This window comes from Streptococcus bovimastitidis, assembly GCF_001885095.1.
Classification (GTDB): Bacteria; Bacillota; Bacilli; order Lactobacillales; family Streptococcaceae; genus Streptococcus; species Streptococcus bovimastitidis.
Map to the genome: position 1 here is coordinate 106,784 of NZ_LZDD01000002.1, position 26,802 is coordinate 133,585.

At 39.0% G+C, this 26,802-nt stretch carries 30 protein-coding genes; 3 read left to right on the plus strand and 27 right to left on the minus strand.

Features of this window, described 5'->3' with window-relative positions; all coding sequences use genetic code 11:
• Positions 1–119: 119 nt before the first annotated feature.
• The 14 genes from A9Q68_RS06275 to A9Q68_RS06340 form a co-directional block, all read right to left on the minus strand.
• Positions 120–344, minus strand: coding sequence for an acyl carrier protein (locus A9Q68_RS06275; protein WP_071793834.1), 225 nt, complete (start codon positions 342–344; stop codon positions 120–122).
• A gap of 62 nt (positions 345–406) precedes the next feature.
• Positions 407–1,381 carry a beta-ketoacyl-ACP synthase III gene (locus A9Q68_RS06280; protein ID WP_071793835.1) on the minus strand — a complete coding sequence of 325 codons (975 nt, stop codon included), beginning with the start codon at positions 1,379–1,381 and terminating at the stop codon, positions 407–409.
• On the minus strand, positions 1,381–1,815 hold the full coding sequence (gene fabT, locus A9Q68_RS06285) for a fatty acid biosynthesis transcriptional regulator FabT (RefSeq protein WP_071793836.1): 435 nt from the start codon (positions 1,813–1,815) through the stop codon (positions 1,381–1,383). The genes A9Q68_RS06280 and fabT overlap by 1 nt, the downstream gene beginning before the upstream one ends.
• Before the next feature lie 73 nt (positions 1,816–1,888).
• Positions 1,889–2,680, minus strand: a complete 792-nt coding sequence (locus A9Q68_RS06290) for an enoyl-CoA hydratase (RefSeq protein ID WP_071793837.1) — start codon at positions 2,678–2,680, stop codon at positions 1,889–1,891.
• 157 nt (positions 2,681–2,837) lie between these two features.
• Complete coding sequence (gene dnaJ, locus A9Q68_RS06295) at positions 2,838–3,977, minus strand: molecular chaperone DnaJ (protein WP_071793838.1); 1,140 nt, start codon at positions 3,975–3,977, stop codon at positions 2,838–2,840.
• Between the two features lie 242 nt (positions 3,978–4,219).
• Entirely contained in the window at positions 4,220–6,046 is a 1,827-nt protein-coding gene (gene dnaK / locus A9Q68_RS06300) for a molecular chaperone DnaK (protein ID WP_071793839.1), read from the minus strand.
• Between the two features lie 116 nt (positions 6,047–6,162).
• On the minus strand, positions 6,163–6,717 hold the full coding sequence (grpE, locus tag A9Q68_RS06305; protein ID WP_071793840.1) for a nucleotide exchange factor GrpE: 555 nt from the start codon (positions 6,715–6,717) through the stop codon (positions 6,163–6,165).
• A gap of 23 nt (positions 6,718–6,740) precedes the next feature.
• A complete protein-coding gene (hrcA, locus tag A9Q68_RS06310; RefSeq protein WP_071793841.1) occupies positions 6,741–7,775 on the minus strand; it encodes a heat-inducible transcriptional repressor HrcA in 1,035 nt (344 codons plus the stop codon).
• A gap of 135 nt (positions 7,776–7,910) precedes the next feature.
• Positions 7,911–8,495 carry a glucosaminidase domain-containing protein gene (locus tag A9Q68_RS06315; RefSeq protein ID WP_071793842.1) on the minus strand — a complete coding sequence of 195 codons (585 nt, stop codon included), beginning with the start codon at positions 8,493–8,495 and terminating at the stop codon, positions 7,911–7,913.
• Positions 8,492–9,247 carry a M15 family metallopeptidase gene (locus A9Q68_RS06320; RefSeq protein WP_071793843.1) on the minus strand — a complete coding sequence of 252 codons (756 nt, stop codon included), beginning with the start codon at positions 9,245–9,247 and terminating at the stop codon, positions 8,492–8,494. Before A9Q68_RS06320 ends, A9Q68_RS06315 begins: the two co-directional genes overlap by 4 nt.
• Complete coding sequence (locus A9Q68_RS06325) at positions 9,237–9,944, minus strand: histidine phosphatase family protein (protein ID WP_071793844.1); 708 nt, start codon at positions 9,942–9,944, stop codon at positions 9,237–9,239. The genes A9Q68_RS06320 and A9Q68_RS06325 overlap by 11 nt, the downstream gene beginning before the upstream one ends.
• A 149-nt stretch (positions 9,945–10,093) precedes the next feature.
• Entirely contained in the window at positions 10,094–10,243 is a 150-nt protein-coding gene (locus A9Q68_RS06330) for a CsbD family protein (protein WP_071793845.1), read from the minus strand.
• Positions 10,244–10,338: 95 nt separating this feature from the next.
• Entirely contained in the window at positions 10,339–11,676 is a 1,338-nt protein-coding gene (locus A9Q68_RS06335; RefSeq protein ID WP_071793846.1) for a PFL family protein, read from the minus strand.
• Positions 11,677–11,690: 14 nt separating this feature from the next.
• The gene (locus A9Q68_RS06340) at positions 11,691–11,957 is read right to left on the minus strand and encodes an ACT domain-containing protein (RefSeq protein WP_071793847.1); all 267 of its coding nucleotides are present in this window, start codon (positions 11,955–11,957) and stop codon (positions 11,691–11,693) included.
• A 336-nt stretch (positions 11,958–12,293) separates the two neighbouring features.
• Here A9Q68_RS06340 and A9Q68_RS06345 point away from each other — a divergent pair, with 336 nt between their 5' ends.
• Together A9Q68_RS06345 and A9Q68_RS06350 are read left to right on the plus strand one after the other, a co-directional pair.
• A complete protein-coding gene (locus A9Q68_RS06345; protein WP_071793848.1) occupies positions 12,294–12,590 on the plus strand; it encodes a DUF4298 domain-containing protein in 297 nt (98 codons plus the stop codon).
• 224 nt (positions 12,591–12,814) lie between these two features.
• Positions 12,815–13,018, plus strand: coding sequence for a cold-shock protein (locus A9Q68_RS06350; RefSeq protein WP_071793849.1), 204 nt, complete (start codon positions 12,815–12,817; stop codon positions 13,016–13,018).
• A 51-nt stretch (positions 13,019–13,069) separates the two neighbouring features.
• Here A9Q68_RS06350 and A9Q68_RS10775 read toward each other — a convergent pair whose 3' ends face one another.
• From A9Q68_RS10775 to ccpN, 10 genes are all read right to left on the minus strand, one after another.
• Positions 13,070–13,234: a hypothetical protein gene (locus A9Q68_RS10775; RefSeq protein ID WP_165605227.1), complete on the minus strand. Its 165-nt coding sequence runs from the start codon at positions 13,232–13,234 to the stop codon at positions 13,070–13,072.
• Positions 13,235–13,503: 269 nt separating this feature from the next.
• A complete protein-coding gene (locus A9Q68_RS06355) occupies positions 13,504–13,740 on the minus strand; it encodes a GlsB/YeaQ/YmgE family stress response membrane protein (RefSeq protein WP_071793850.1) in 237 nt (78 codons plus the stop codon).
• Positions 13,741–13,803: 63 nt separating this feature from the next.
• Positions 13,804–14,739: a DMT family transporter gene (locus tag A9Q68_RS06360; protein WP_071793851.1), complete on the minus strand. Its 936-nt coding sequence runs from the start codon at positions 14,737–14,739 to the stop codon at positions 13,804–13,806.
• A 176-nt stretch (positions 14,740–14,915) separates the two neighbouring features.
• Entirely contained in the window at positions 14,916–15,593 is a 678-nt protein-coding gene (locus A9Q68_RS06365) for a phosphoribosylaminoimidazolesuccinocarboxamide synthase (protein ID WP_071793852.1), read from the minus strand.
• Between the two features lie 139 nt (positions 15,594–15,732).
• A complete protein-coding gene (gene gatB, locus A9Q68_RS06370) occupies positions 15,733–17,172 on the minus strand; it encodes an Asp-tRNA(Asn)/Glu-tRNA(Gln) amidotransferase subunit GatB (RefSeq protein WP_071793853.1) in 1,440 nt (479 codons plus the stop codon).
• Positions 17,172–18,638 carry an Asp-tRNA(Asn)/Glu-tRNA(Gln) amidotransferase subunit GatA gene (gene gatA, locus A9Q68_RS06375; RefSeq protein ID WP_071793854.1) on the minus strand — a complete coding sequence of 489 codons (1,467 nt, stop codon included), beginning with the start codon at positions 18,636–18,638 and terminating at the stop codon, positions 17,172–17,174. The genes gatB and gatA overlap by 1 nt, the downstream gene beginning before the upstream one ends.
• Positions 18,638–18,940: an Asp-tRNA(Asn)/Glu-tRNA(Gln) amidotransferase subunit GatC gene (gatC, locus tag A9Q68_RS06380; RefSeq protein WP_071793855.1), complete on the minus strand. Its 303-nt coding sequence runs from the start codon at positions 18,938–18,940 to the stop codon at positions 18,638–18,640. Before gatC ends, gatA begins: the two co-directional genes overlap by 1 nt.
• Positions 18,941–19,165: 225 nt before the next feature.
• Positions 19,166–21,811, minus strand: coding sequence for a pyruvate, phosphate dikinase (gene ppdK / locus A9Q68_RS06385; RefSeq protein WP_071793856.1), 2,646 nt, complete (start codon positions 21,809–21,811; stop codon positions 19,166–19,168).
• Positions 21,812–21,824: 13 nt separating this feature from the next.
• Positions 21,825–22,640 (minus strand): pyruvate, water dikinase regulatory protein, encoded by an 816-nt coding sequence (locus A9Q68_RS06390; RefSeq protein ID WP_071793857.1) that lies wholly within the window; start codon positions 22,638–22,640, stop codon positions 21,825–21,827.
• A gap of 12 nt (positions 22,641–22,652) precedes the next feature.
• Entirely contained in the window at positions 22,653–23,282 is a 630-nt protein-coding gene (gene ccpN, locus A9Q68_RS06395; RefSeq protein ID WP_071793858.1) for a transcriptional regulator CcpN, read from the minus strand.
• A gap of 185 nt (positions 23,283–23,467) precedes the next feature.
• Here ccpN and A9Q68_RS06400 point away from each other — a divergent pair, with 185 nt between their 5' ends.
• Entirely contained in the window at positions 23,468–24,442 is a 975-nt protein-coding gene (locus tag A9Q68_RS06400; RefSeq protein WP_071793859.1) for a 3-hydroxyacyl-CoA dehydrogenase, read from the plus strand.
• 62 nt (positions 24,443–24,504) lie between these two features.
• On the opposite strand, the gene A9Q68_RS06405 is transcribed toward A9Q68_RS06400, so the two are convergent.
• Genes A9Q68_RS06405 through A9Q68_RS06415 form a run of 3 tightly spaced genes read right to left on the minus strand, consistent with a single transcriptional unit; the run spans position 24,505 to position 26,789 of the window.
• A complete protein-coding gene (locus tag A9Q68_RS06405) occupies positions 24,505–24,801 on the minus strand; it encodes a rhodanese-like domain-containing protein (protein WP_071793860.1) in 297 nt (98 codons plus the stop codon).
• Positions 24,798–26,447 (minus strand): FAD-dependent oxidoreductase, encoded by a 1,650-nt coding sequence (locus A9Q68_RS06410; RefSeq protein WP_071793861.1) that lies wholly within the window; start codon positions 26,445–26,447, stop codon positions 24,798–24,800. Before A9Q68_RS06410 ends, A9Q68_RS06405 begins: the two co-directional genes overlap by 4 nt.
• A 15-nt stretch (positions 26,448–26,462) precedes the next feature.
• On the minus strand, positions 26,463–26,789 hold the full coding sequence (locus tag A9Q68_RS06415) for a rhodanese-like domain-containing protein (RefSeq protein ID WP_071793862.1): 327 nt from the start codon (positions 26,787–26,789) through the stop codon (positions 26,463–26,465).
• Between the last annotated feature and the right edge of the window lie 13 nt (positions 26,790–26,802).

The window sequence follows — 26,802 nt, forward strand, 5'->3', positions numbered from 1 at the left end:
CTTAAATTAATTTGATTATCAAACTATATAGAAATAAGAAAGAGTGAGTTAGGTCCTTTTGACAGGGGCTAATCTCACCCTCAATGATATGATATCAATAATCTTTTTAAATAAAAGGCTTATTTTGTTTTTTCTTCAACGTAAGCAACTAAGTCGCCTACAGTGTTCAAACCTTCTTCAGTTTCAATTTGAATATCAAATGCATCTTCAATTTCTGAGATAACTTGGAAGACATCTAAAGAATCTGCGTCTAAGTCATCAAATGTTGTTTCCATTTTTACTTCTTCTGTTTCTTTACCAAGTTCTTCAACGATAATTTCTTGCACTTTCTCAAATACTGACATTGTATTTCTCCTTAAATGTTTCTTTTTTTATTTTTTATAAATGTGCTAAGCACATGATATAACTAAATTTTAACAATTAGACTTCCCCAAGTCAAACCTCCACCGAAACCGGAGAACAAGACAACTTGGCTACCATCTAATAAAATAGATCCTTTTGCGACAGACTCTGATAAGAGAATTGGGATGCTTGCTGCACTGGTATTCCCGTAATCCATCATATTTTCTAAAAATTTCTCGCGGGGACAGGCTATCTTTCGGGCCATCTTATCAAGGATCCGTTGATTGGCTTGATGAAGTAAGAAATAATCAATCCCATCTTTTTCTAGTCCTGAGTCTTCTATCAATTGCTTGATATTTTTTGAGACATCCCGAATTGCGAAATCAAAGATTGCTCGTCCATCCATATGGATGAAGGGGTCACTGTCACTCTTTTCTGAAAAAGGTGAATTCAAGCTGTTCTGGCCTGATGTCAGAGATGATCCTCTACTACCGTCAGTGTTCAAGGACTCTGCTAAAATATGCTTTTGTTCAGACGATTCTAGCAACACTCCGCCAGCTCCATCTCCAAAAAGGACAGCCGTCGACCGATCGGTCCAATCTAAACTTTTAGAAAGCGTTTCTGCTCCGATAACCAGTCCATTGCAATAAGCCCCTGAACTAATCAGTTTATCGGCCATGGCCAAGGCGAAGACAAATCCACTACATGCCGCTGTTAAATCAAAAGCAAATGCATTTGTCGCTCCGATGGTTGCTTGAACTTTAGCTGCTACCGAAGGCATAATACTGTCTGCTGAGATTGTTGCGACAATGATAAAGTCAATAGTTTCTGCTTTCATTCCTGATTTTTCAAGTAATTGCAGAGCTACTTGACTGGCTAAATCACTGGTGCTTTGATTTTGGGAGATGCGACGATTTTTAATGCCTGTCCTTGAAGAAATCCATTCATCATTTGTATCTAATATATCAGCCAAGGCTTGATTACTAACCACTTGCTCGGGTAAATAATGGGCAACTTGACTAATTTTGGAATAAGGCATTAAACTAAGTCCTCCAAAAATTGATGTAGGTTTTTCAAGCCTCTTAGTAATGCTTTCATGGCTTCATCATCCATGTCCGCTGTGACATGCCCAACCATATTTTTATGGAATTTAGCATGTAACCGATCTAAGAGTCTTCCTTTTTTTGTCAAGCTTAAGTAAACGACGCGACGGTCAGAACTTGAACGTCTTCTCTCAATATAGCCTTTAGTTTCTAACTTATTAAGACTGGTTGTTACAGTTCCTAATGTCACCATCAATTCACGGGCGATATCGCTTGGGGTAACGTCTTTAAATTTCCCTATGATTTCAATGGTATGCATCTCTTTAAGGGAAACATCCTTGAATTGACTGGTTTTCAAACTCATTTCTTCAATAACTAAAATGCGGTTAAAAACATCCACTAGGTATTCATTAATTTCTGTGTATTCCAAGTTGACACCTCCTAACAATAAACTTTGACAGTCAAATTATATCAAAGACCAAAGTTTTTTGCAAGGCTTTACCTTACTTGCCTTGGAAACGTGGTAGGCGTCTTTCTGAGAAAGCTCGAACGCCTTCTTTGAAGTCCTCTTTAAAAGCCAATTCTTCTTGCAGTTCGAGTTCAAGCTTGCCATAATCATCCCAAGCTTTAAAGTAACTTTCCCAAACAAGTGCTTTCATGGCTGCATAAGAATTAGTTGAGCCTCTCCTTAACCGTTTTAAAAGTTGGTTAAGAGTTTTATCCATCTTGTCAGCTTCTACTGCACGATAAACAAAACCAAAATCCTGCGCTTTTTCAGCGCTAACACTTTCGCCTGTCATAACCAAATGGGTGGCCCGATTCAATCCAACAGCTCTTGTTAGGAGATAAAGACCGCCTGCATCTGGAGCTAAGGCTAGATTGACGAAAGCTTGGATGAATTTCGTTTGAGTGCTTGCCAGACAAAAATCAACTGCTAGGGCTATGTTGGCTGCTGCGCCAGCGACAGCTCCATCGGCGCACATGATGACTGGCTTAGGTAATCGTCTAATGGCTATCGAGATCTCCTGAACCAGCTTAGCGATATCTACAAGCGACTGAACATCATCATTACTAACTGCTTTTTCCATTTGATCCAGATCTCCACCGACTGAAAATACTTTTCCTGCCGCTTTGATAATCAAGAAATGTAGCTGATCATTTTGAGAAACGTGATCAATAGCCTCTAGTATTTCCTGACACATGGGAATGTTAAAGCCATTGGATACTTGCGGGCGATTTAGTGTTAGAGTTGCTATATCATCTACACTTTCTAAGAGAATTGTCTGAAAAGTCATTAGTTCCTTCTTTCTGCTCTTATCAAAAATAGTTTTAATAAAAAATCATTTGATTATCAAACTAAATCTGTTATACATTTTACAATAGTTTTTTTAATTCTGCAAGAAAAATATTAAAAATAAAAAACCAACTTGGAATTAATCCAAGTTAGTCCTTTTAAATATCCTCTAAAGCATCTTTCATTTTGTCAAAGAAACCTTTTTTCTTAGGCGATTTGATTTCTTGACCACTTGCCTCCGCAAATGCATGAAGGGCTTCTTTTTGTTTATCATTCAATTTAGTTGGGGTCACAATATTAATGGTTACATGTTGATCACCCTGGCCTGAACCGCGTAATTTTGGTGCTCCCTTACCTTTCAAACGGAAAGTTTTACCCGTTTGAGTACCGGCAGGAATTGCCATTTCAACATCACCATGGACAGTTGGAATATCCACCGTATCCCCTAGAGCGGCTTGTACGAAGCTTACATTTAAAGTGTAGTAGATTGTTGAACCATTGCGTTCAAATTTTTGACTAGGTAAAACGTTTAAAACAACGAATAAATCGCCATAAGGTCCGCCATTATAACCTGCTTCACCTTGACCTGCAAGACGGATTTGTTGACCTGTTTCAACACCTGCAGGAATCTTAACAGAAACTCTATGTGTTTCTTTTTCATGACCAGTACCGTGACAAGTTTGACAAGGGTCTTTAATTTCTTGACCACTACCATGACAAACATCACAGGTTACTTGACGACGCATCATGCCAAGTGGTGTTTGTGTGTCCACGTTGATAACCCCTGTACCATGACATCGTCCACAAGTTACTGGACTAGTTCCTGGTTTTGCTCCCGAACCATCACAAGTATGACAGATTGCTTCACGATGATATGATACTTCTTTTTCGACACCGAAAATGGCTTCTTCAAAGCTCAAATTGACACGGTATTGCAAGTCATCACCCTGACGAGGTGCGTTAGGATTACGCATGCCTCCGCCACCACCGAAGAAACTAGAAAAAATATCTTCAAAGCCACCGAAGCCTGACCCATCAAAACCACCAAAGCCGCCGGCACCACCACCGAAGCCACCTTGTGCTCCAGCTGCACCGTATTGATCATAAGCAGCCCGTTTTTGTGAATCACTAAGGGTTTCATAAGCTTCTTGAACATCCTTGTATTTTTGTTCAGCATCAGCAGCCTTATTAATATCAGGATGATATTTTTTAGACATCTTCCGATAAGCTTTTTTTATCTCGTCTGCAGAAGCATCCTTAGACACCCCCAAACGCTCATAAAATTCAGTATTGTTCATAATATTAAGATACAAAGGGCGTTAAACGGACATAGACAAAATAGGAGTTTTGACATTGGACGGCTTGCGTCCCAGGAAAAACTATCTTTTTGTCACAGTCCGTAGCCCGTGTTCAGTTAGAACACTATCATTCCTTTCTTGAAATATTTTGATGCCAGCAATTTGACATTTAATTTAGCCAAAAACAGAGGTCTGGTACAACCTCTGAATTTAGTTATTAATATCAATAGACAACTAGATTTTTACTTTTCAGTAAACTCTCCATCGACAACGTCGTCGTTGTTTGCTGAGTCTGTAGCTTGAGTACCTTCAGCGCCTTGTGCTGTTTGTTGGGCAGCTGCAGCTTGTTCGTACATTTTAACTGCTAAAGCTTGTGCTTTTTCATTAAGTGCATCTAGTTTAGCTTTCATATCTTCAAGATTTCCTGATTCTTGAGCTTTCTTCAAATCATCAAGAGCAGATTGAGCAGCGTCACGTTCAGTGTCGAAGCCTTTACCTTCAGTTTCTTTGATCGTTTTTTCAGTAGCAAAGATAGCTTGATCAACTTCATTTTTAAGATCAACTTCTTCTTTACGTTTAGCATCTGCTTCTGCATTTGCTTCCGCATCTTTCATCATACGGTCGATTTCGTCTTCAGAAAGACCATCATTTGATTTGATAACGATATGTTGTTCTTTTTGAGTACCTAAGTCTTTAGCTCTTACTGAAACAATACCGTTTTTATCAATATCGAATGATACTTCGATTTGTGGAATGCCACGAGGTGCAGCTGGGATATCAGTTAATTGGAAACGACCAAGTGTCTTGTTATCTGTTGCCATTGGACGTTCTCCCTGAAGAACATGGATATCAACGGCTGGTTGGTTGTCTGCTGCTGTAGAGAAAACTTGAGATTTAGATGTTGGAATTGTAGTGTTACGGTCGATTAATTTAGTGAAGACTCCACCCATTGTTTCAATACCAAGTGATAATGGTGTTACGTCAAGAAGAACAACGTCTTTTACATCACCAGTGATAACTCCACCTTGGATTGCAGCACCCATTGCTACGACTTCATCAGGGTTAACTGATTTGTTAGGTTCTTTACCTGTTTCAGATTTAACAGCTTCAACAACTGCAGGAATACGAGTTGAACCACCAACAAGGATAACTTCATCAATTTCAGATAAAGATAAACCAGCATCTGAAAGGGCACGACGAACTGGAACTTTAGTACGTTCTACAAGGTCGCGTGTTAAATCATCGAATTTAGCACGTGAAAGAGCCATTTCTAAGTGAAGCGGACCTGCTGCACCGGCAGTGATAAATGGTAAGCTAATTTGCGTTTGAGTAACACCAGAAAGATCTTTTTTAGCTTTTTCAGCAGCATCTTTCAAACGTTGTAAAGCCATTTTATCTTGAGAAAGATCAATACCGTTTTCTTTCTTGAATTCTTCAACTAAGAAATCAATAATTTTTTGGTCAAAGTCATCCCCACCAAGTTTGTTGTCACCTGCGGTCGCAAGGACGTCAAAGACACCGTCACCTAATTCAAGGATTGAAACGTCAAAAGTACCACCACCAAGGTCAAATACTAAGATTTTTTCGTCTTTGTCAGTTTTGTCCATACCATAAGCAAGAGCAGCTGCAGTTGGTTCGTTGACAATACGTTCTACTTCAAGACCAGCAATTTTACCAGCATCTTTAGTTGCTTGACGTTGTGCATCGTTAAAGTATGCAGGAACAGTGATAACAGCTTTAGTTACTTTTTCACCAAGATAATCTTCTGCGTAACCTTTAAGATATTGAAGGATCATAGCTGAAATTTCTTGCGGTGTATATTCCTTACCATTAGCAGCTACTTTTTCAGAAGTTCCCATTTTTGATTTGATAGAAATAATAGTGTCAGGGTTAGTAACAGCTTGACGTTTAGCAGCATCACCAACGATAATTTCACCATTTTTGAAAGAAACAACAGATGGTGTTGTGCGGTTACCTTCTGGATTTGCGATAATTTTGCTCTCAGTTCCTTCAAGAACTGCTACAGCTGAGTTAGTTGTACCTAAGTCAATACCAATAATTTTAGACATGTGTCATACCTCTTTTATATTTTTCTTATACTAGTCTAGTTTAACGACTTGGCGGTCGAAGTTTTGTTTTTTTTTTTGAGCTCAGTGCCTTCGCAATCGCTGCGCAGTCACCAAAATTAGTTATAAACAACAACCATTGCTGGCCTCAAAAGTCTCTCATGTAGCTTATAGCCTTTTTGGAAAACTTCTGCAATTGTATCAGCAGGATGGTCATCATCAGCTGGCAATGTTTGCACAGCCATATGCAAATTATGGTCAAAAGTTTCAGTCGCAACTTCTTCAATGCCTTCTTCTTTCAAAGCATTAACAAGACTTTCTTGAACCATCTCTAAACCTTTTTTAACATCATCGGTGAGACCTTCAACAGCAAGGGCACGCTCTAAGTTATCCAAGCTTGGTAGAATTTTTTTAGCCAAATCTTGTGAACGGTAACGTTGTAAGGTTTGACGTTCCTCATTTGAACGGCGTTGGATATTTTGCATTTCCGCGTGCGCTCTAAGGAACTTATTCTCAAATTCATCAGCCTTCTCAAGGGCTAATTCAAGCTCTGTTTTCTCAGCTTCTTTTGTTTCGGTTTCAACCGAATTGTCTTCAGTCATTTCAGCTTCTGATGCTAGATTAGCATCTTCCACTTCTTCTTTTTGAATATCTTCTTCATGATTTGTAGACACTTGTTCAACCTCTTTCTCTATTTCTAATGCACTTCGTAATGATTACTATTTAAATAACGATAGTAATCTCTTAATTTAACCGCTAAAATACGGCCAATCACATTTATCAAGCTGACATTCCGGCGATAATTCATATCGATCGGTCCAATCAAACTCATTAAACCAAATCCACGATAAGGAATCAGGAATTTATAAGTCAGAAGACTCAAATCAGCAAGAGCTGGTTCACTGCTATCAGCCACTTGAACAGTAGCCATTTCGTTTTCAGCCATCCCTTGACGAATGGTCAAAGCTAGACCTTGTTCATCATCTAAAAATTGATAGGTCTTTAACTCTGCATAATCTAAAGCATTCACCTTACCTGCCACGAAAACTGTTTCTTTAAATAATTCTTTAAAGATATAGTCAAATAAATCGATAACGTTGTCAGTGACCGTAAAGTATTTTTGCAAGACCTGTGGAATTTCTGTCCTCAACTTATAATGAACATCAATCAACTCTCGTCCCACTAGGCGTTCATCAACAACTTCTTTTAAACGGAGAAGATCTCTGCTTAAAAAATTTTTGGGAATGGCAAATTGAACTGTCATGGGTTTAGACTCATCTAAATTAAGTACAGCTAAAGCATCATGATTGGACAATTGCACAATCTCAAAACCTGTTAACTTTTGTCGAGCAGGTTCAACATCGAGAATCGCAACTGTAAAACCAGTAATATCAGCCAAGACTTGACTAGCTTTGGCAAGAATGTCTTCCAATTTGAATGCTTCAAAATCAAATGCTTTCACTAATTGATAGACATCTCGTTCATCGATACTATCTAAACTTAAGGAATGCTCAACAAAATATTTAAAGCCAGCTGGACTTGGCATCCGTCCACTTGACGTATGAGCTTTTTCTAAGAGCCCTAATTTTTCAAGTTTAGCCATTTCATTGCGAATCGTCGCACTACTTGTTTCAATAGTAGATTGCAATGCTTTTGAACCGACGGGTTCATGGGTTTGCGTAAACAAGTCGACAATCAAGTTCAAAATTTCATTTTGACGCTCAGTAATCACTAACCAATCACCCCTTTCGGTATTTAGCACTCGAACAATTAGACTGCTAACTTATATTTCCATTATACTCCTTCTAAAATAAGTGTCAAGAGAAAAACTCAAAAAATTAGCACTCTTGTCAAAAGAGTGCTAATTTTAATCAAATCGCGTTAAATTATTATCTTCAATCACCTTGATAAGTTTATTAGAATAATCTTTATCATAAGCATAAATATAATCCTCTAAAGCTTGTGCAGGTGCTTTATAACCTTCTTGACTGGCCAGTTGACGGTAGAGTTGCTTATCCCATACTTGCCCTTTTCTCAGCGTTACGAAATAGTCAGCAATTGAAGCTTCCCAGTCCTTGTAGCGGGAAAAACGTAACAAGGACTTTTCTGGATTTTGAACAGCTGGACGAGAACTGATTAGTTGAACAGAAGCTTGACCAGGTTGCGCTTGCATAGCGAATAAATTGTGATAACGTGAAGCCAGTAAAGTTTGTCCACTTTGACTTTCCAATAGAATCTGACCAATAATCACTGATGGACGAATCCCATATGTATCAGCGTATGGCTTAACCACCGGTCCAATTTGGGCGATAAAGCCTTTGTCTGAGTATGGAACTGCCACTTTTTCATAAGCCTGATTTGAGTGGGCATTTTTGATAAGCGGAAAAACAAGTCCGAACAAGAACAAGAAGACCAATCCTAGGAATAGGGGTAATTTCAATCGAACTCTCATTCTGACTCCTTTAAAGCTTTAATGAACTCTTCCAACGAAAGATTATGTTTAGTCATATAGACAGCTGCTTTTTTTCCGACATAACGGTAATGCCAATCCTCGTAACCGACACCAGTACTACCTTTCTTATCTTCCTTAAAACGAAGAACGAAACCATACTCTGGAGCTATATCTACGATTTGCTTAACCACAGCAGGATCACTCTGATTGAGTAAATCAACTGTACTCATATCAATCGCTAAACCAGTCTGATGCTCACTAGAGCCTGCAGGCTGTGAATAGGTTTGGACAAGTTTTTCAGCAGCTTCTTGCGTTAAACTAGGGTCATTGGCCATTTCTTGTTCGACATATCCTTGATATAGCTGAGCTTGATACTCAACACTACGATAACCCGAGATTAGGTGTTCTTGCGGGTCGATAGCCTGAGCTGCCGCTAAAAAATTAGTCGCCGCATCCGCAATCCGAGTATCAACATAAATACCATTGATATCCGCAAGCTCTGGATTCATTTCATCCTTTGGATGATCACGATTAACTAAAACCAATTGCCAATCTTTAGTAGAAAGTTTCGGTAAACTACTAGCTGTTTTACTAGTGGATTTGGATTTTTTCTTGATTACAGATTGACTAGCCACTGCCTGTTTTGGATTAATGATATTACGATCACCTGTAATAAAAACATAGAGGCAGAAAGCAAATAATACTAAGGCAAAAAGCTGTAACAAAATGAGTAAAACTTTATTATTTTTCATGAGACATTTTTTCTATTATTTCTTGACCACGATAACGGTAACTCATATCACCTACGGCCTTAATTTGGAACTTACCCTCCTCAAAATCAACAACCGTAACACTACCGTTATCAATAAATTGTTTTTCACGATTAGAATCAATAAGATACATAAAAGTACCAATTGTCATCCCATGACTAACAACGATGGCGTTACCTCCGCCAGAATTTTCAATGGATAAAGCAATGGCTTCAAAACCATCATATATTCTCTTTTTAAGAACATCCCAAGGTTCAGCCCAGTTAGCTGTATCAACTTCTACAATACTTTCAGCTAACTCTGAATAAGGAACTTCACGCATGTTATTTTTACCTTCAAAGGCTTTTGTTCTCGGTAACACACCCATAAAAAGCTCCGCGTCATAGGCACCATCTAAACTGCCAAAGCACCATTCACGAATTCTTTTATCTCTAGTATATGGGAGAAACTCATTTTCCGACTCACGGAGAATAATTTCCATGGTTTGCATGGTACGTCCTGAATCACTTGAAAAAGCCGCTTTAAAAGGAATGCCCGCATCTTTTAACCCTAAACCTAATTCACGAATACCCTCCTCACCTTTTTTGGTTAAAGGAGTATCGCTCCAGCCCTGAGCACGACCAATTGTATTAAACATAGTTTTTCCATGGCGAGCAATATATAATCTGGTTTTAGTCATTGTAAACCTCCATAATCTCTACATAATAAGATTATAGCATGATTTTAGCTTAAGAGACAAGGAAAGCCACACGCTACTTACACTTATCCAGTCTAAGGCTATCATGCAAAAAAAGACACCACAATGTGATGTCACTTTCCTATTATAAATTATTTATCATCTTCTTGTTTGATTTTTCCGATTTCTTTTTCAACCAAACCTTCAACTTCTAATTTTTTATCGCCGAGGACTTTCCCAGCAGCCTCTTTAGCACTGCCTTTAACTTCTTCAAACTTTGGATCAAATTTTTCTTCTGTCATGATAAAGCCTCCTTCTTATTTTTCTAAATAATAGCATAATTAGAAAAATTGCTCAAGGAAAAACTGGAACCTCTGACAGTCTCAATAGCGGCTAACTAATTTTTAAAGCTATGGATAGGAGCCGGAATCTGACCGCCACGCGCAATAAAATCAACTGAAGAATTCTGATTAACTGCCATTACCGGTGCAGTTCCTAAAAGGCCGCCAAACTCAATCATTTCTCCGACTTTACCTTTTGGAATAATGCGAACAGCAGTTGTCTTTTGATTGATAACACCAATAGCCGCCTCATCTGCAATCATAGCAGCAATCGTTTGATAAGGAGTATCCTCAGGGATGGCAATCATATCCAACCCGACAGAACAAATGGCCGTCATCGCTTCTAATTTTTCTAAACTAAGAGCACCACTTTGAACGGCCGCAATCATTCCTTCATCTTCAGAAACAGGGATAAAAGCACCAGATAAACCACCAACTTGGTTGCAGGCCATAACGCCACCTTTTTTAACAGCATCATTCAAAAGAGCAAGGGCAGCCGTTGTCCCATGTGTACCGACAGCTTCTAGACCCATTTCTTCTAAAACACGGGCAACTGAATCGCCAACAGCAGGTGTTGGGGCAAGTGATAAATCAACAATCCCGAATTTAACACCAAGACGTTCGCTAGACATCTGACCAACTAGTTGACCAATCCGCGTAATTTTAAAGGCCGTTTTCTTAACCGTTTCAGCCAAAACATCAAAGCTCTCACCGCGCACTTTTTCTAAAGCACGTTTCACAACACCAGGACCAGAAACACCCACGTTGATGACCGTATCTGCTTCACCAACCCCGTGAAAGGCGCCGGCCATAAAAGGATTATCTTCAACCGCATTTGCAAAAACAACAAGCTTAGCAGCCCCTAAATCAGATTCCTGAGCTGTTTCTTTTATGATACGGCCCATATCAGCGACCGCAGACATGTTAATGCCTGACTTGGTTGAACCAATATTAACGGAAGCACAGACCTTGTCGGTCTCAGCTAGTGCTTTTGGAATAGAATTAATGAGGATTTCATCACCCTTTTGGTAGCCCTTCTGAACTAAAGCTGAAAAACCACCAATAAAATCGACACCAATTTCATGGGCAGCCTTATCCAAAGCTTTTGCTAAAGGAAGGTAATCCTTAGCATCTGTCGCTGCACCAATTAGAGCGATTGGAGTGACAGAAACCCGTTTATTAACAATTGGAATTCCCAACTCGGCCGCAATCTCATCACCAACTTCAACAAGGTTACCAGCTTTAGAGACGATTTTTTGATAAATTTTCTCTGCTGCCTTATCAATGTCTGGATCGATACAGTCTAAGAGAGAAATCCCCATTGTAATAGTACGGATATCGAAATGTTGCTCTTCAATCATTTCAATTGTTTCAGAAACTTGTCTAATGTCCATGACCTGCAATCTCCTTATAAATTGTGCATAGCATCAAAGATAGCCGTACTTTGAATATTAATTTTAACTTGAAGGCTTTCACCAAAAGCAGTGAATTCTTCCCGTAATTGACTAAAGTCTTTTTTCTCTTCACTTGATACAAGAGCCATCATGGTGAAATAATCGCTAAGAACCGTTTGCGAAATATCATCGATATTTAACCCTAAATTGGCAATCTTGCCAGAAACTCCAGCGACAATTCCTTTATTATCCTTACCAACAACTGTAATGATTGCTTTCATGAAAGCACCTCCTTTTATTTGTTACATTTTACCACAATTGTAGGCATTATACTAGACACATCAAGAGTTAGCACTAGTTAGTTACAAATTGATGTCAACTATCTCAAAGTTGGCCTTATTTGTTACCAAACTGACAAGCTCTTTCAATAATCCTAACCTATAATAAGAGAGAGGCAACAGATTAAAAAGATAAGACAATTTTATAGTTGCTCATAAAAAAGACACTCTTTTCTAAGATAAAGGGTGTCTTTTCGATTACCTCCACTCTTTCTTTGATAGTAGAGATAATAAGACAAATAATATTTGCAAAGTTTCGCCTAGAGAGGATGAAGAAAGATGACAAAAGACGACAGAGAGCTGATTGAGAATTTAGAAAAAGCTTACGATTACTTACATCCAATTTTAGAAAAAATAGATGATGATTTAGATGCCTTCGAAAATGCTTATCAAGACTATCTTGACTTACGTCAATTCCATGGCAGTACTAAATGGTTTGACTTATTTGAAGAAGATCACGACAAGATTAAAAGTGGCATTTTAAGTCAAGACCAACTCTATAATTTAATAGTAGACCATAACCACATCTTGGGCCGTTTCTTTACCTTGAGTGAGCGAATGTACAAAAAACTCTAAAATAGCAAAATCCTCCAAAAGCCTGGTATGTCAGTGAATAAGGTTAGTATATTCTTTTGCTTAAATATTTATTTCATTTATTTGTCTTTTATCATTGACTTCTGCCATCTTTACTGTTAGACTAAAGAGTGTAAATAAGTTTTTCGAGTCAAAGTATCAGTTTTTACTATGTTTTATCTCTTTAAGATTTTTTTTACAAATAATAATAATAGAGGTAACTCAAAATGGCTCAAGGAACAGTAAAATGGTTTAACGCAGAAAAAGGCTTCGGCTTTATCACTCAAGAAGATGGTGCTGATGTATTCGCACATTTCTCAGCTATCCAAACTGATGGATTCAAAACTCTAGACGAAAATCAAAAAGTTGAATTTGATGTTGAACAAGGTCAACGTGGTCTTCAAGCAACTAACATCACTAAAATTGGTTAATTAACATGAAGAACCCTAGCGCGCTAGGGTTCTTTTTTGTCTAAAAATTTTCTATTTTAAGGTTCGATGAAAAAGAGCAGACTCCTCGTCTTTGGCAATATCTTCTTTGATAAATGCATCAATTTCTTTTTTATGATATTTGTAAACTTTATACCAAATCCAATTAGGAATGACAATAACCATTAGAATACATAGAACGACCATGAAAATATCCATACGAATACCTCTTTTGTCTAATCATATTCCCAACTCCTCTTCTTTTCAAGTAGAAAGTACAATTCAAAATAAAAAAGAAATGATATTAGTCATTCATTTTTCTAACTATGATCCATCGCTTCATTTCAGGTAGAAACAAAACGGATGTCACCTGTACAATACAAGATAACATCCAGGGGTTCCGCCTAATTTATAAATATGTGTCCAAGATTCTAGGTACATATCATTTCTGTCTAACTACTGGGGTGTCTTCAATTGATTTGGACTTTTTATTTTTTGTCTACTAAATAGGAAACGACGACAACGACTAATGAAGCCCCGATAATAGATGGAACTAGAGCCATACCAGCTAAACGCGGTCCCCAATTCCCAAAAATCAATTGCCCTACATAGGAACCAAATAAACCGGCTGCAATATTAGCAAAACAACCCATTTTGCCACCCTTTTCTGTGATTCTACCGGCGATCATCCCAATGATAGCGCCAACAATTAATGATCCAATCATAACGAACTCCTTCTCTGTTCTTCATATTATGACACAAAGTTATAAAAAGCAAAGTTTATTGTTTTATATTGACAATTTATCACCTTCATCAATTCTTTTAACATTGTGCATGATGATCCAATCCCGATATGAAATCAGTAAGACAGAAGCTAAAATCAAGGTCATCCCCAAGAGGTCAATGGGATAAAAGACTTCTTTTAGGAGGAGAATAGCAAAGGCTACTGAGGCAACTGGCTCCACTGACGATAGTAAGCTCCCATTAACAGGTCCGACCAAGGCTGTGCCTTTGAGGAAAATCGTGTAAGCAAAGATAGTTCCGACCCCAATTAATCCAAAGAGGGCTAATATATTGTGACCTTCTAATGGTAAGGGGTGCTGCCATGCTAGTGTTACAAACGGGAAAAAGCTACCTGCAAAAAGCATGCCTAGGCCAATAATGACCAGGCTACCCCATTTTTCAATCAGACGAGCCGGGATGATGATATAAAGCGCAGCGGTTACTGCTGATAAGAGGCCCCAGAATAAACCTTTAGGCGTGATAGCTAATTGAGACAAGTTGCCATGAGTCGCAATAACCAGTGTTCCTAAGATGGCTAGAACCATAGCAACACATTCTGTAACAGAGGGTTTGCGTTTTTCCGCCAAGGAGACATAAAGCAAAATAAAAATAGGTGATAGAAATTGAAGGACTGTGGCTGTCCCGGCATTGGTATATTGGACAGCATTGAGATATGCATATTGGTTCATTAATAAACCAAAGATGGCAAAAAACAAAATAGCAAGCAAAAGCTTGGGTTGTTTGATAATAACTTTAAAATGTTCTTTTTGAGTCACCAAAGCCAGTCCACACAAAAAAAGCCCTGAGAGCAATAAACGTAATGAGGTTAATAAATCAACATGAATACCATGGCTCATTAAATATTGACCAGACACACCTGAAATCCCCCAGGCTGTGGCTGCTGATAAAACCATAATACTTCCACTCCATTTTTTGGACATGAAATTCCCTTCTTTTAAAAAACTAATCATAGTGTAACATAGTTAAGAAAAGATTGATAGATTTTTTGAGAGGGTTTTCATATTTTTTGACACAAAAAAATGATTCTGATGCCATCTCAATTGTTAGACGGATGATTGCAACCGCAAGGAAGTATCAGAATCATTTTTTATTTGCTTTACCCTAATAATAATTTTTCTAATTCAAGCGGTTGGATGTATTGGCCATTTTTATAGGCACGCATATTACCACCAGATATTTCGTCAATTAAGGTTACTTTGCCGTCAATATCACCAAATTCAAATTTAATATCATATAACTCTAAATCTTTTTTGGCAAGTTCATCTTTAACAACCTGACCAATTTGGCGGGCAAGGTTAGCTAATTCATCATATTGAGCTAGACTTAAGATATTCAAGGTGTCTAATGCGTCAGCCGTGATCAGTGGATCATTACGTTTATCGTCCTTCAAGGTAACTTCGACATATGGAGGAATGACTGTTCCTTCTTCAATATAGTCGCCGTAGCGACGGATGAATGAGCCAACTGCACGGTAACGGACGATAACCTCAAGCCCTTTGCCAAAAACCTTAGCCTTACGAACAATGGCTTCATTTTTATCTATGTCAGCTGAAACAAAATGGGTATTTAATCCTAGAGCATTAAGTTTTTCGTAGAAGAATTTAGTCATTGAGACTGCTGAACGACCTGCTCCTTCAATTTGTAGGCCAACTTGATTTTCACCTGGATCAAAGACGCCGTCTTTACCGGTTACATCATCTTTAAAGTGTAAAAGAACATTTTGCTCATCAATCGCAAAGACATCTTTGGTTTTTCCGCTATAAATCTTTTCCATGATTTTCTCCAATTTTTCTTTTATTGTTCTTTTATTATATTATTTTTTGCTATATTTTCAATATTTTTATTGAATTTAACAACAAAACACGAACACTTTATTAAAGTTATCCAAAAAAGAAAGCCTTGAGCTTTCTTTTTTAGTCTAATAATTTTTGTAATTCTTGAGCTAAGAGTTGTTGAGCCACTTGTGGGTTGGCTTGGCCTTTGGTTGCTTTCATCAAGAATCCTGTAAAGGCTTTGTCTGCATTCCGTTTGCCTGATTTAAAGTCGGCTACTGCAGCTTCATTATCAGCAAAGACTTGGTGAATAATTGGAATCAAGACATTTGGATCAGAGATTTGAACTAAGCCTGCTTTTTCCACATATTCACGGGCAGAGCCACCATTTTTAGCTAAGTGAACAAAAACTTTTTTAGCAATTTTAGAAGAAATAGTGCCATCCGCAATTAATTGAATCATTTCCACTAGATTTTCTGGCGTTAGAGAAATAGTATCAATCCGTTGATTTTCTGAATTGAGGAATTGTGCCACTTCTCCTTGTAACCAGTTAGAGACTAATTTCGCATCTCCTCCAAGCGCTACTGCCTTGTCGAAGAAGTCTGATAAGGCTTTAGTTGCTGTTAATTGACTGGCATCATAGTCAGAAAGACCTAACTGAGAAATGTATTCTGCTCGGCGTTCTGCTGGGAATTTTGGTAATTCAGAGCGCATTTCTTCAATCCAAGCATCATCAATTTCATACAAGGGAAGATCTGGTTCTGGGAAGTAACGGTAGTCTGCTGCTCCTTCTTTAACCCGCATTAAAATGGTTCCTTTGTTGGCCTCATCATAACGGCGTGTTTCTTGACGGATAATTCCTCCTGAACGAAGAATTTTAGCCTGACGTTCCACTTCATGTTCAAGACCTTTACGAACATTTGAGAAAGAATTGAGGTTTTTTAATTCTGTTTTTGTTCCAAAAGCTTCTTGACCATAAGGACGAAGGGAAATGTTGGCATCAACCCGCATCGATCCTTCTTCCATTTTGACGTCTGAAATTCCTGTGTATTGGATAATTTCTTTAAGAGCTATTAGATAGGCATAAGCTTCCTCAGGTGAACGCATGTCAGCTTCTGAAACAATCTCAATTAAGGGGACACCTTGACGATTAAGATCGACATAAGAATAGCCATCTGTACCATGGGTATTTTTACCAGCATCTTCTTCTAAGTGAGCTCGTTCAATTCTGATTTTTTTCTCAGTGCCATCTTCCAGTTTAATCATAATCCAACCATCATATCCGATTGGCTCATCAAATTGGGAAATTTGGTAGGCTTTGGGATTATCAGGATAGAAATAATTCTTACGGTCAAAATGCATATTTTTATGGATATCCATATTGAGGGCCAGCGAAGCTTTGATTCCCGCATCAATTACACCTTTGTTAATGACTGGTAAAACTCCTGGGAACGACCAGTCAATAACATTGGTGTTTGCGTTAGCATCTTGACCAAAATGGGCTGATGAGGGTGAGAAAATTTTGGATTTGGTGTTAAGTTCAACGTGAACTTCGAGTCCAATAATTGTTTCAAAATTCATTACTTGTCACCTCCAAAAATAAGCGGTTGTTGTTTATGATAATCTGTTGTCGCTTCAAAAGCAGCGGCGGCCTGGTAAATGGTTTCTTCACTGTATTTTGGTCCAATCAATTGTAAGCCAACTGGTAAGCCATCAGCAAAACCTGAAGGAATAGAGATTCCAGGAAGTCCTGCTAAGTTGACTGGAATAGTCAATAGGTCAGCAAGATACATGGATACTGGATCATGGTTGAGGGTATCTAAACCAAAGGCAACTGACGGTGTCGTTGGGCCAATGATTAAGTCATAGTTAGCAAAAACTTTAGCAAAATCTTCAATGATTAAGGTACGTACTTTACCTGCTTTCTTGAAGTAAGCATCATAGTAACCAGAGGATAAACTAAAGGTCCCAAGCATAATCCGGCGTTTGACTTCATCACCAAAGCCTTGACTGCGGGTTTGGACATAAATATCTTCAAGACTTGTTGCATTTTCAGCACGGAAACCATAGCGGATACCATCAAAACGTTGCAAGTTTGAAGAGGCTTCTGATGAGGCAATAATATAGTAAACAGCCACACCATATTTACTATGAGGAAGACTAACTTCTTCTACAATTGCACCTAATTTTTCGAATTGTTTAGCAGCAGCTAAAACATTTTCTTTGATTTGTGGGTCGATTCCTTCACCAAGATATTCTTTTGGAAGGGCAATTTTCATACCTTTGATGTCTTGACCTATTTTGCTAGTATAGTCTGCCACTCGAACCGGTGCTGACGTTGAATCTTTAGCATCAGGACTAGCAATGGCATTTAATAAATGAGCATTTTCAGAAACAGTTTGTGAAAATGGTCCAATTTGGTCTAGTGAAGAACCAAAAGCAATCAGACCATATCGAGATACTGTACCATAAGTTGGTTTCATACCGACAACCCCATTAAAAGCTGCTGGTTGGCGAATAGACCCACCTGTATCAGAACCAAGTGATAAGCGAACTTGACCTGAAGCAACGGCTGTAGCTGAACCTCCTGAAGAACCACCTGGAACCTTAGTTTGATCCCAAGCATTTTTGGTTTTTTTGAAATAGGAAGTCTCAGTAGAGCCACCCATGGCAAATTCGTCCATGTTGGTTTTCCCAATGACAATCATATCCTTGTTAAGGGCATTTTCAATGGCTGTCGCGTTAAAAATCGGCTCATAATTGTAAAGCATTTTTGATGCTGCAGTTGTTAAGATGCCTTTAGTTGAGATATTATCTTTAACAGCGAGTGGGATACCTGAAAGTATATTATTTTTATCAATCCCTTTGTCATCAATAGCTTGTGCTTGGGCTAAAGCTGCTTCTTCAGCAACGGTAATGAAAGAGCCAATACTTTCCTCACGTTTTTTGATATCTTCAATCGTTGAAACAGTTAATTCTTTAGCCGAAATTTCTTTAGCCACCAACATTTCATGAAGTTCAGATAGATTTTTTGTATTTAAAGACATTAGGCATCTCCTCCATCTTCTAGAATGGCAGGTACTTTAATATAGTTATTCTCATGTTGAGGGACATTTTTAAATAACAAGTTACGGTCAGTTCCTTCTTGTGCGACATCTTGACGCATCACATTTTTACGGTCAGCCATTGTACTTGTAATAGCAACACCTTCTGTATCAACCTCATTTAGTAATTCAACCATTTCAACAATTTTTGTCAAAGTAGTGGCAAATTCACTGGTTTCTTGATCAGAAAATGTTAATTTTGATAGAGTGGCTACATGGCGCACTTCTTCTTCAGAAATTTTCATCATTTCTCCTTAGTTCTATTTTTACATAGTCTAAATTATTATATCACAAATGACCTCAATTCAGCTAGCTAACTCCCCTCAAAACCTAGCATTCTGAGCAAGAAAAAAGTGGGCCAAGAAGAAAGAATCACCACCAACTCTTCTAGGTCCACTGCATTTGTTTCGAGAGACAAATGTGAGGTTTTATTTATTTACAAGGGCTGCTTTACCCCTCATAAAACGAAATTATTTATCACGGCTTACAGCATTACCGTTTTTGCTGATTTTTGCTTGTGCCGCTGCCAATTTGGCAATCGGAATTCTAAATGGTGAGCAAGAAACATAGTTCAAACCCTGTTGGTAACAGAAACCAACAGTTGCTGCTTCACCACCGTGTTCTCCACAGATACCCATCTTCAAGTCTGGCTTAGTCTCACGACCTAATTTAACCGCCATACCAAGAAGACGACCGATACCATTTTGATCTAAGACTTGGAAAGGATCTTTATCGAAAATGCCTTTTTCAATGTATTCACCTAAGAACTTACCAGCATCATCACGAGAGAAGCCAAATCCCATTTGTGTAAGGTCGTTAGTACCAAAACTGAAGAAGTCAGCTTCTTTAGCAATTTCATCAGCAGTCACACAAGCTCGAGGGATTTCAATCATGGTACCGATAGTGTAAGACATTGTCACACCAGCTTTTTCCAACTCTTGATCCACAGTTTCAGCAATCAATTTGCGAAGAATGCGAAGTTCATCCACAATACTTACTAGAGGCACCATGATTTCAGGCGCAACAGTAAAGCCTTCCTGACTAGCTTGGATTGCACCTTGGGCAATTGCACGCGCCTGCATTTGATACATTTCTGGGTAAGTAATCGCAAGGCGACATCCACGATGTCCTAACATAGGGTTGAATTCTGCCAACTCTTGGATACGTTTTTCCAACATGCGTGTAGGCATGCCAAGCTGACCAGCAAGACTTTCGATAGAAGCCTTATCATGTGGTAAGAATTCATGCAATGGTGGGTCCAAAAGGCGGATAGTACAAGATTTGCCATCAAGCGCTTTAAAGAGATCATAGAAGTCACCACGTTGGTGAGGTAATAATTTCTCTAAAGCTTTTTCACGGTCTTCAAGATTGTCCGCAACGATCATTTCACGAACCAAAGGAATACGTTCTTCATCAAAGAACATGTGCTCTGTACGACAGAGACCAATACCTTCAGCACCGAATTCTAGGGCTTTGCGAGCATCACGTGGGTTATCAGCATTAGAACGTACTTTCATATCACGTTCTTGGTCAACCCAAGACATAAATTCTTCGAAGTCAGCATCAAGAGCAGTTGCTGCCATTGGGATTTGACCAATATAAACGGCACCTGTTCCACCATCAATTGATAAGAAGTCACCTTCTTTGATGGTCACTTGACCCATAGTGATTTCTTTCTGTACTTCGTCAACTTGAAGCTGGCTACAACCTGCAACACAAGGTTTACCCATGCCACGCGCAACTACCGCTGCGTGTGATGTCATACCACCACGTGCTGTGATAATCCCTTTTGCTGATACCATTCCTTCTATATCTTCCGGAGAGGTTTCTTGTCTAACAAGGAGAACTTCTTTTCCAGCTTTAGCTTCTTTTACAGCATCATCAGCATGGAAGTAAACTTGTCCACAAGCAGCACCTGGTGAAGCTGGAAGGCCACCTGTTAAACGCTGTGCTTTTTGCAAATCATTAGGGTCAAAAGCTGGGTGCAAGAGTTGTTCCAATTGACCTGGCTCAATGCGCATGATAGCTTCTTCTTTTGTGATTAAACCTTCTTTAACTTGGTCTACGGCAATCTTGATGGCAGCTTTGGCTGTTCGTTTACCGTTACGGGTTTGTAGCATGAAGAGTTTGCCTTTTTCAATAGTGAACTCAACGTCCTGCATGTCATGGTAGTGTTGTTCAAGTAGTTTAGTAATGTTTACAAATTCTTGATAGATTTCTGGTAAATCTTCTTTAAGGCGGTCGATAGATTGAGGTGTACGGATACCGGCAACGACATCTTCACCTTGGGCATTTATTAAGTATTCACCGAACAAGTGGTTTTCACCTGTCGATGGGCTACGAGTGAAAGCAACCCCTGTTCCGCTGTTTTCACCCATATTCCCAAAGACCATTGCTTGAATGTTAACGGCAGTTCCTAAAGTATGAGAAATGTCGTTCAAGCGACGGTAAACTTTAGCTCGAGGGTTATTCCAAGATTTGAAAACTGCTTCAATGGCTAATAAGAGTTGTTCTTTTGGATGTTGTGGGAATTCTTTTCCTGTTTCTTCCAAATAAATTTTCTTGTATGCGGTTACAATTTCCTGTAGATCTTGACTTGTTAATTGTGTATCATCAGTAAAGCCTTTTGCTTCTTTTGCTTGGTCTAAGATGGCTTCAAATTTGTATTTTGGAATACCAATAGCAACATCTGCAAACATTTGAATGAAACGACGGTAGCTATCATATGCGAAACGTTCGTTATCAGTTGCAGCAATAAGGCCTTGAACACTAGTATCATTTAAACCAAGATTCAAAATAGTATCCATCATCCCAGGCATAGAGAAGACAGCACCTGAACGTACTGATACTAATAATGGATCTTGATCACTACCAAGGCGTTTACCTTGTTCCAATTCAAGAGCAGCCAAAGCTTGGTCAATTTCATTTAAAATTTCAGAACGAATTAATTCGCCATTGTCATAGTAATCATTACAAGCTTCAGTAGTTATGGTAAAACCTTGAGGTACTGGTAGGCCGATACTCGTCATTTCCGCTAGGTTGGCACCTTTACCACCAAGTAATGATCTCATGTCTTTATGACCTTCTGCAAAACGATAAACAAATTTTCTTCCCATGATTTCCTCCAATTTATAGGCTGTTATTTTTTAGGATTTCCAAAATGATAGTTGCTGTTTCTTCAATGGCTTTATCAGAAACATTAATGATTGGACATTTTAATTTTCTCATCAACTCTTCAGCATATGCTGCTTCTTCGTAGATACGATCACGGTTAGCATAAGAGGCTGTACTAGACAATCCCATGGACTTCAGTCTTTCCTTACGAACTTGACTGAGCCGTTCCACTGAATTGGTTAAACCAATAATCTTTTTGGGGCTAATCTCGTAAATTTCTTTAGGAATTGGTACTTCTGGAACTAAAGGAATATTGACGACCTTAACATGTTTGTCAGCCAAATACATACTTAGAGGCGTCTTAGAGGTCCTTGAAATTCCTAGTAGAACCAAGTCTGCTAATAGGATACCGCGTGGGTCTTTCCCATCATCATATTTAACTGCAAATTCAATGGCTTCAACCCGCTTAAAGTATTCCCGGTCTAATTTCCGTAATAGACCTGGTTGACCTAAAGGTGACAAACCAGAAATTTTCGACATAGCCTTGATGACATTCGAAAGAAGGTCAACATAAACAAAATTTTCTTCTTCTGACCGCACCTTAGCATATTGAGCCAGCTGGTCATCAACTAAAGAAAACATCAGACAGACATTTTTATTTTTGGCTTTTTCAAAAACGGCATCCAAAAGTTCTTTATTATTGATATATGAAAAACGTTCAAAGCGCCACTTATCATGCTGGGGGAATTGTTGCATACAGGCATTAGCAATGGCTCTAGCCGTTTCACCTAATGAATCTGAAATAATATAAAGCGTTAATTGTTCGTCCATGCTACCTCCTTTCTATTCCTTAATTTCTAAAAAGAGCTTGGTAATAATTGTTTTTGAAAGTTTGCCAACAACTTTGGACTTGCCATTTTCCGCATAGCGAACGACTGGGAGAGAATCAACTTGTCTTTCCACTAAGGTTTCAGCTGCTTCAAGAACCAGTTCTTCTTCCAAAACAGTCGTAATATTTGGCGTCCGAGTCATAATCATCCCGATTGGAATTTTACTCAAGTCGCCGCCACCAATACTTGCTTTTAAAAGATCTTTACGTGATACAACACCACAGAAATAATCTTCCTCATCAAGAATAAAGGCGCAACCCGCATCTTCCATAAAGATTTTGACAATTACATCATAAACTGATTCTGTCTGGTGGGCCGTCAAAGGAATCCCCATAATATCAGATACCTTCATGTCCTTAAAATGGTTGTATTCATTTTTCTGATCGTCTATTCCCACGTAAAAATAGCCAACCTTTGGTTTGGCATCTAATAGTCCAATCATAGTTAAGACCACCAAATCAGACCTCAAAGCTGCCCGGGTCACTTTTAAATACTCAGCGATTTTTTCACCTGTTATGGGCTGGTGCTCTTGCACGATTTGGCTAATCTCTTCTTGTCTCTTCGTTAGTTGAATAATACTCACCACTTTCCTAATGTGCTATACTATTTATTATATAGTATATTATAATATTGCGTTTTTTAAAAATCAAGTAGAAAAGTTAAAAAATATTTTTTATTTATGTCCAATATTTACTTGCTATTGTTTGCGTATTCTGCTAAAATGCCTTTGTAATCGTTTTCAAACTATGTTTTACAGGAGGTCCTTTCGTGAAAATTAAACAAGTAAGCGTAGCCGGTTCCGGGATATTAGGCAGCCAAATTGCCTTCCAAGCAGCCTATAAAGGCTTTGATGTGACCATTTACGACATTAATGATCAGGCCCTAGAACAAGGGAAATTGCGGATTCAGCACCTAGCTTCACTCTATCAGGAAGAAATTCTTATCGCCAAAACCAACTACAGCGAAAAAGCGCTCAACATCAACTATAACAAAAACCTTCTTCCAAAATTGGATGATATTTTTTTGTCAAAAGTTGCACAGTCATTGGAATTGGTTGATGAACTGCCACGAAACATTCACTTCACAAGTGACATGGCTGCCGCTGTCCAAAAAGCTGATCTTGTCATTGAAGCTGTTCCAGAAAGAATTGACATCAAAGAAGACTTCTATCAAAAATTGAGTCAGGTGGCACCAGAACACACTATCTTTGCCACCAACTCATCAACCCTCCTACCAAGCCAATTTGCTGAAGTTTCAGGACGACCAGAAAAATTCATCGCTCTCCACTTCGCCAACAACATCTGGCAAAACAATATGGTTGAAATCATGGGACATGCAACAACAAGCCCTGATACCCACCAGGCAGTCCTTACCTTTGCCCAACAAATTGGGATGATACCACTACAACTTCAAGTTGAGCAACCAGGTTACATCCTCAACTCTATCTTGGTCCCATTCTTAGAATCAGCCCTAACACTTTACTACAAGAAAGTCGCAGATTGCCAAACCATTGACCGCACCTGGAAAATTGGAACCGGTGCACCATACGGACCCTTGGAAATCTTAGATATCATTGGCATTGAAACAGCCTATAACATTCTTAAAAATTACGCCGATACCACTACAGATCCAGATTGCCTCCATGCCTGCCTAGCCAAAATGCTTAAAGAAGAATTTATCGACAAAGGCTATTACGGCAAAGCAGCTGGACATGGTTTTTATGACTACAGCAAGAAGGATTAAGCTATAAAACCTTTAAAAAGCACAGAAAAATACCCTATTTCAACTGAAATAGGGTATTGCTTTTATTTTTCTAAAGAATCTGTCCAAGCACCAGTTCCACCTTCGACATTGATAACATCATAGCCATTAGCTTCTAAGAAGTCACAAGCTCTTACCGAACGTCCACCCGATTGGCAGATAATGTGTAAGGTTTCACCTTTAGACAATTCTGTGTAATTGTTTGCTAGAGATGATAGAGGGAGATTGACTGCACTAGGGACATGACCAGCTTGGTACTCGTCCACTTCACGAACATCAATTAAATGAAGTTTACTATCAGCTAGTAAGTTAGCTAGCTCCTGAATCGATTCACTTTTCATTTTTCAATCCTTTCTGGATAAACCGTGCTATAGAGGGCATAAGCACCATCTAAGTTTTCAACATTAAAACCATTTTGTTTAAGGATGCGTTCCGCAATATAAGACCGCAAACCAGACTGGCACGAAACAATGAATTCCTTAGCCGCGTCAAGCTCGCCAATTCGGCTACGCAAGTCATCCAGTGGGATGTTGATTGCATTGCCAAAATGACCTCTAGAGAATTCACTCTCAGTTCGCACATCTAAGAGAATCTTCCCTGCTGTCAAAGCCTCTTCCAATTGATAATGTTGAATACTTCGACTAGTGCCTTCCATCAAGTTGATAGCTGCGTAACCAGCCATATTAACCGGGTCTTTAGCAGAGCCAAAAGGTGGAGCATAAGTGAATTCTAACTCCGGTAAATCGAAGACAGTCAAGTCTCCCTTGATCGCGGTAGCCAGAATGTCAATCCGTTTATCAACACCTTTCTTGCCCACTGCTTGAGCCCCGTAAATCCGGCCACTATTTTTACCAAAAACCAATTTAAGGTTGATATCGGTGGCACCTGGGAAATAAGAAGCGTGATCCTTACCGCTGATATGAAGGACTTCCACATCGTCAAACTCCTGACGGGCCACGCGCTCACTCAAGCCAGTTGAAGCTGCTGCCAAGCCGAAGACACGGACGATAGCTGTACCGATACTGCCCTTGTTTGGACGCTCAATACCGGCAATCACATCGGCTACTTGGCGACCTTGACGGTTAGCTGGATTGGCTAAGGAAATCAAAGCATCCTTGCCGGTAATTTCTTGCTTAACGACAATGGCATCACCAACAGCATAAACATCTGGCAAATTGGTTTGGTAATGGTCATCAACTAAAATACCACCCTTAAGACCCAATGCCACACCGGCCTTCTTGGCAATATCTGAGGCTGGGCTAACACCAACTGACATAATGGTCAAGTCTGATTCAAGAGTCCGGCCGTCTGTTAGATTGATGACTTTTCCTTCTTGTGAAAAGGCCTGCGCAGATCGGCCTGTAATGACCGTGATGCCCTTAGCAAGCAGTTCATTTTCAACGAACCGAGCCATTTCCTGGTCCAGAGGTGGCAGAATTTGCGGCGCCATCTCAACAATAGTCACCTGATAGCCTTTTTGAGCTAGGCTTTCAGCCATTTCAAGTCCAATAAAGCCAGCACCAATAACAGTGGCTTTACCAAGATTTTGACCACTGATATGAGCCAATATTTGATCTAAGTCTGGAATGTTACGCAAACTATAGACATTTTTGGCATCTTCAAGCCCAACGATTGGCGGAATAAAGGGTTTGGCACCTGGAGATAAGATTAATTTATCATAGTTTTCTGTATAGTTCTTACCTTCATGGCTGACAGTAACTGTTTTCTCTTCAGGATTGATAGCCAGCACTTCTGAATTTGGTCGAACATCTAGATTAAAACGGGCTTTCAGACGTTCTGGGGTTTGGACTAAAAGTGCTTCTCGCTCTGCAATTTCACCAGAAACGTGGAAAGGAAGCCCACAGTTGGCAAAAGAAACATAAGGCCCTTTATCAAAGACAATAATTTCGGCATCTTCTATGAGACGACGGAGACGAGTTGCTGCCGACATACCCCCGGCAACACCACCAATAATGATAATTTTCATGTAAATTCCTCTATTTTATTTCTTTTTAGTGATCTGTGGACCTTGCCAACGGGACATGCCACCTTTGACATTGACTGTTTGATAGCCCATGGTATTCAAATGCTGACATGCTCGTTTACTGCGAAGACCAGAGTGACAAATAACATAATAGGTTTTCTTTTGATTACCTTTAAAAGTTTTGATGTGATTTAAAGGGAAATTTCTTGCCCCCTGAATATGACCGGCTTGAAATTCTTGAGGACTTCTCACGTCAAGAAGTTCAAGAGATTGCTCCTTCATAAGTGTCGCTAATTGATTAGTAGATATGAATTCTTGTTTTTTTCCAAAAAGAATAAAAATCATTTAAACTCCTTTT

Excerpts from the sequence above, each read along its gene's own strand:
- A9Q68_RS06355 (WP_071793850.1), bottom strand. The coding sequence starts at position 13,740 with ATGATTGGATCATTAATTGTTGGCGCTATCATTGGGATGATCGCCGGT.
- A9Q68_RS06275 (WP_071793834.1), bottom strand. The coding sequence starts at position 344 with ATGTCAGTATTTGAGAAAGTGCAAGAAATTATCGTTGAAGAACTTGGT.
- A9Q68_RS06290 (WP_071793837.1), bottom strand. The coding sequence starts at position 2,680 with ATGACTTTTCAGACAATTCTCTTAGAAAGTGTAGATGATATAGCAACT.
- A9Q68_RS06340 (WP_071793847.1), bottom strand. The coding sequence starts at position 11,957 with ATGAAAGCAATCATTACAGTTGTTGGTAAGGATAATAAAGGAATTGTC.
- A9Q68_RS06350 (WP_071793849.1), top strand. The coding sequence starts at position 12,815 with ATGGCTCAAGGAACAGTAAAATGGTTTAACGCAGAAAAAGGCTTCGGC.
- A9Q68_RS06365 (WP_071793852.1), bottom strand. The coding sequence starts at position 15,593 with ATGGAAAAGATTTATAGCGGAAAAACCAAAGATGTCTTTGCGATTGAT.
- A9Q68_RS06410 (WP_071793861.1), bottom strand. The coding sequence starts at position 26,447 with ATGAAAATTATCATTATTGGTGGTGTTGCCGGGGGTATGTCGGCAGCA.
- A9Q68_RS06405 (WP_071793860.1), bottom strand. The coding sequence starts at position 24,801 with ATGAAAAGTGAATCGATTCAGGAGCTAGCTAACTTACTAGCTGATAGT.
- A9Q68_RS06315 (WP_071793842.1), bottom strand. The coding sequence starts at position 8,495 with ATGAGAGTTCGATTGAAATTACCCCTATTCCTAGGATTGGTCTTCTTG.
- dnaK (WP_071793839.1), bottom strand. The coding sequence starts at position 6,046 with ATGTCTAAAATTATTGGTATTGACTTAGGTACAACTAACTCAGCTGTA.
- A9Q68_RS06360 (WP_071793851.1), bottom strand. The coding sequence starts at position 14,739 with ATGTCCAAAAAATGGAGTGGAAGTATTATGGTTTTATCAGCAGCCACA.
- A9Q68_RS06415 (WP_071793862.1), bottom strand. The coding sequence starts at position 26,789 with ATGATTTTTATTCTTTTTGGAAAAAAACAAGAATTCATATCTACTAAT.
- A9Q68_RS06390 (WP_071793857.1), bottom strand. The coding sequence starts at position 22,640 with ATGGACGAACAATTAACGCTTTATATTATTTCAGATTCATTAGGTGAA.
- A9Q68_RS06280 (WP_071793835.1), bottom strand. The coding sequence starts at position 1,381 with ATGCCTTATTCCAAAATTAGTCAAGTTGCCCATTATTTACCCGAGCAA.
- A9Q68_RS06320 (WP_071793843.1), bottom strand. The coding sequence starts at position 9,247 with ATGAAAAATAATAAAGTTTTACTCATTTTGTTACAGCTTTTTGCCTTA.
- A9Q68_RS06345 (WP_071793848.1), top strand. The coding sequence starts at position 12,294 with ATGACAAAAGACGACAGAGAGCTGATTGAGAATTTAGAAAAAGCTTAC.
- gatA (WP_071793854.1), bottom strand. The coding sequence starts at position 18,638 with ATGTCTTTAAATACAAAAAATCTATCTGAACTTCATGAAATGTTGGTG.
- A9Q68_RS06330 (WP_071793845.1), bottom strand. The coding sequence starts at position 10,243 with ATGACAGAAGAAAAATTTGATCCAAAGTTTGAAGAAGTTAAAGGCAGT.
- A9Q68_RS06335 (WP_071793846.1), bottom strand. The coding sequence starts at position 11,676 with ATGGACATTAGACAAGTTTCTGAAACAATTGAAATGATTGAAGAGCAA.
- ppdK (WP_071793856.1), bottom strand. The coding sequence starts at position 21,811 with ATGGGAAGAAAATTTGTTTATCGTTTTGCAGAAGGTCATAAAGACATG.
- gatC (WP_071793855.1), bottom strand. The coding sequence starts at position 18,940 with ATGAAAATTTCTGAAGAAGAAGTGCGCCATGTAGCCACTCTATCAAAA.
- A9Q68_RS06325 (WP_071793844.1), bottom strand. The coding sequence starts at position 9,944 with ATGACTAAAACCAGATTATATATTGCTCGCCATGGAAAAACTATGTTT.
- dnaJ (WP_071793838.1), bottom strand. The coding sequence starts at position 3,977 with ATGAACAATACTGAATTTTATGAGCGTTTGGGGGTGTCTAAGGATGCT.
- A9Q68_RS10775 (WP_165605227.1), bottom strand. The coding sequence starts at position 13,234 with ATGGATATTTTCATGGTCGTTCTATGTATTCTAATGGTTATTGTCATT.
- gatB (WP_071793853.1), bottom strand. The coding sequence starts at position 17,172 with ATGAATTTTGAAACAATTATTGGACTCGAAGTTCACGTTGAACTTAAC.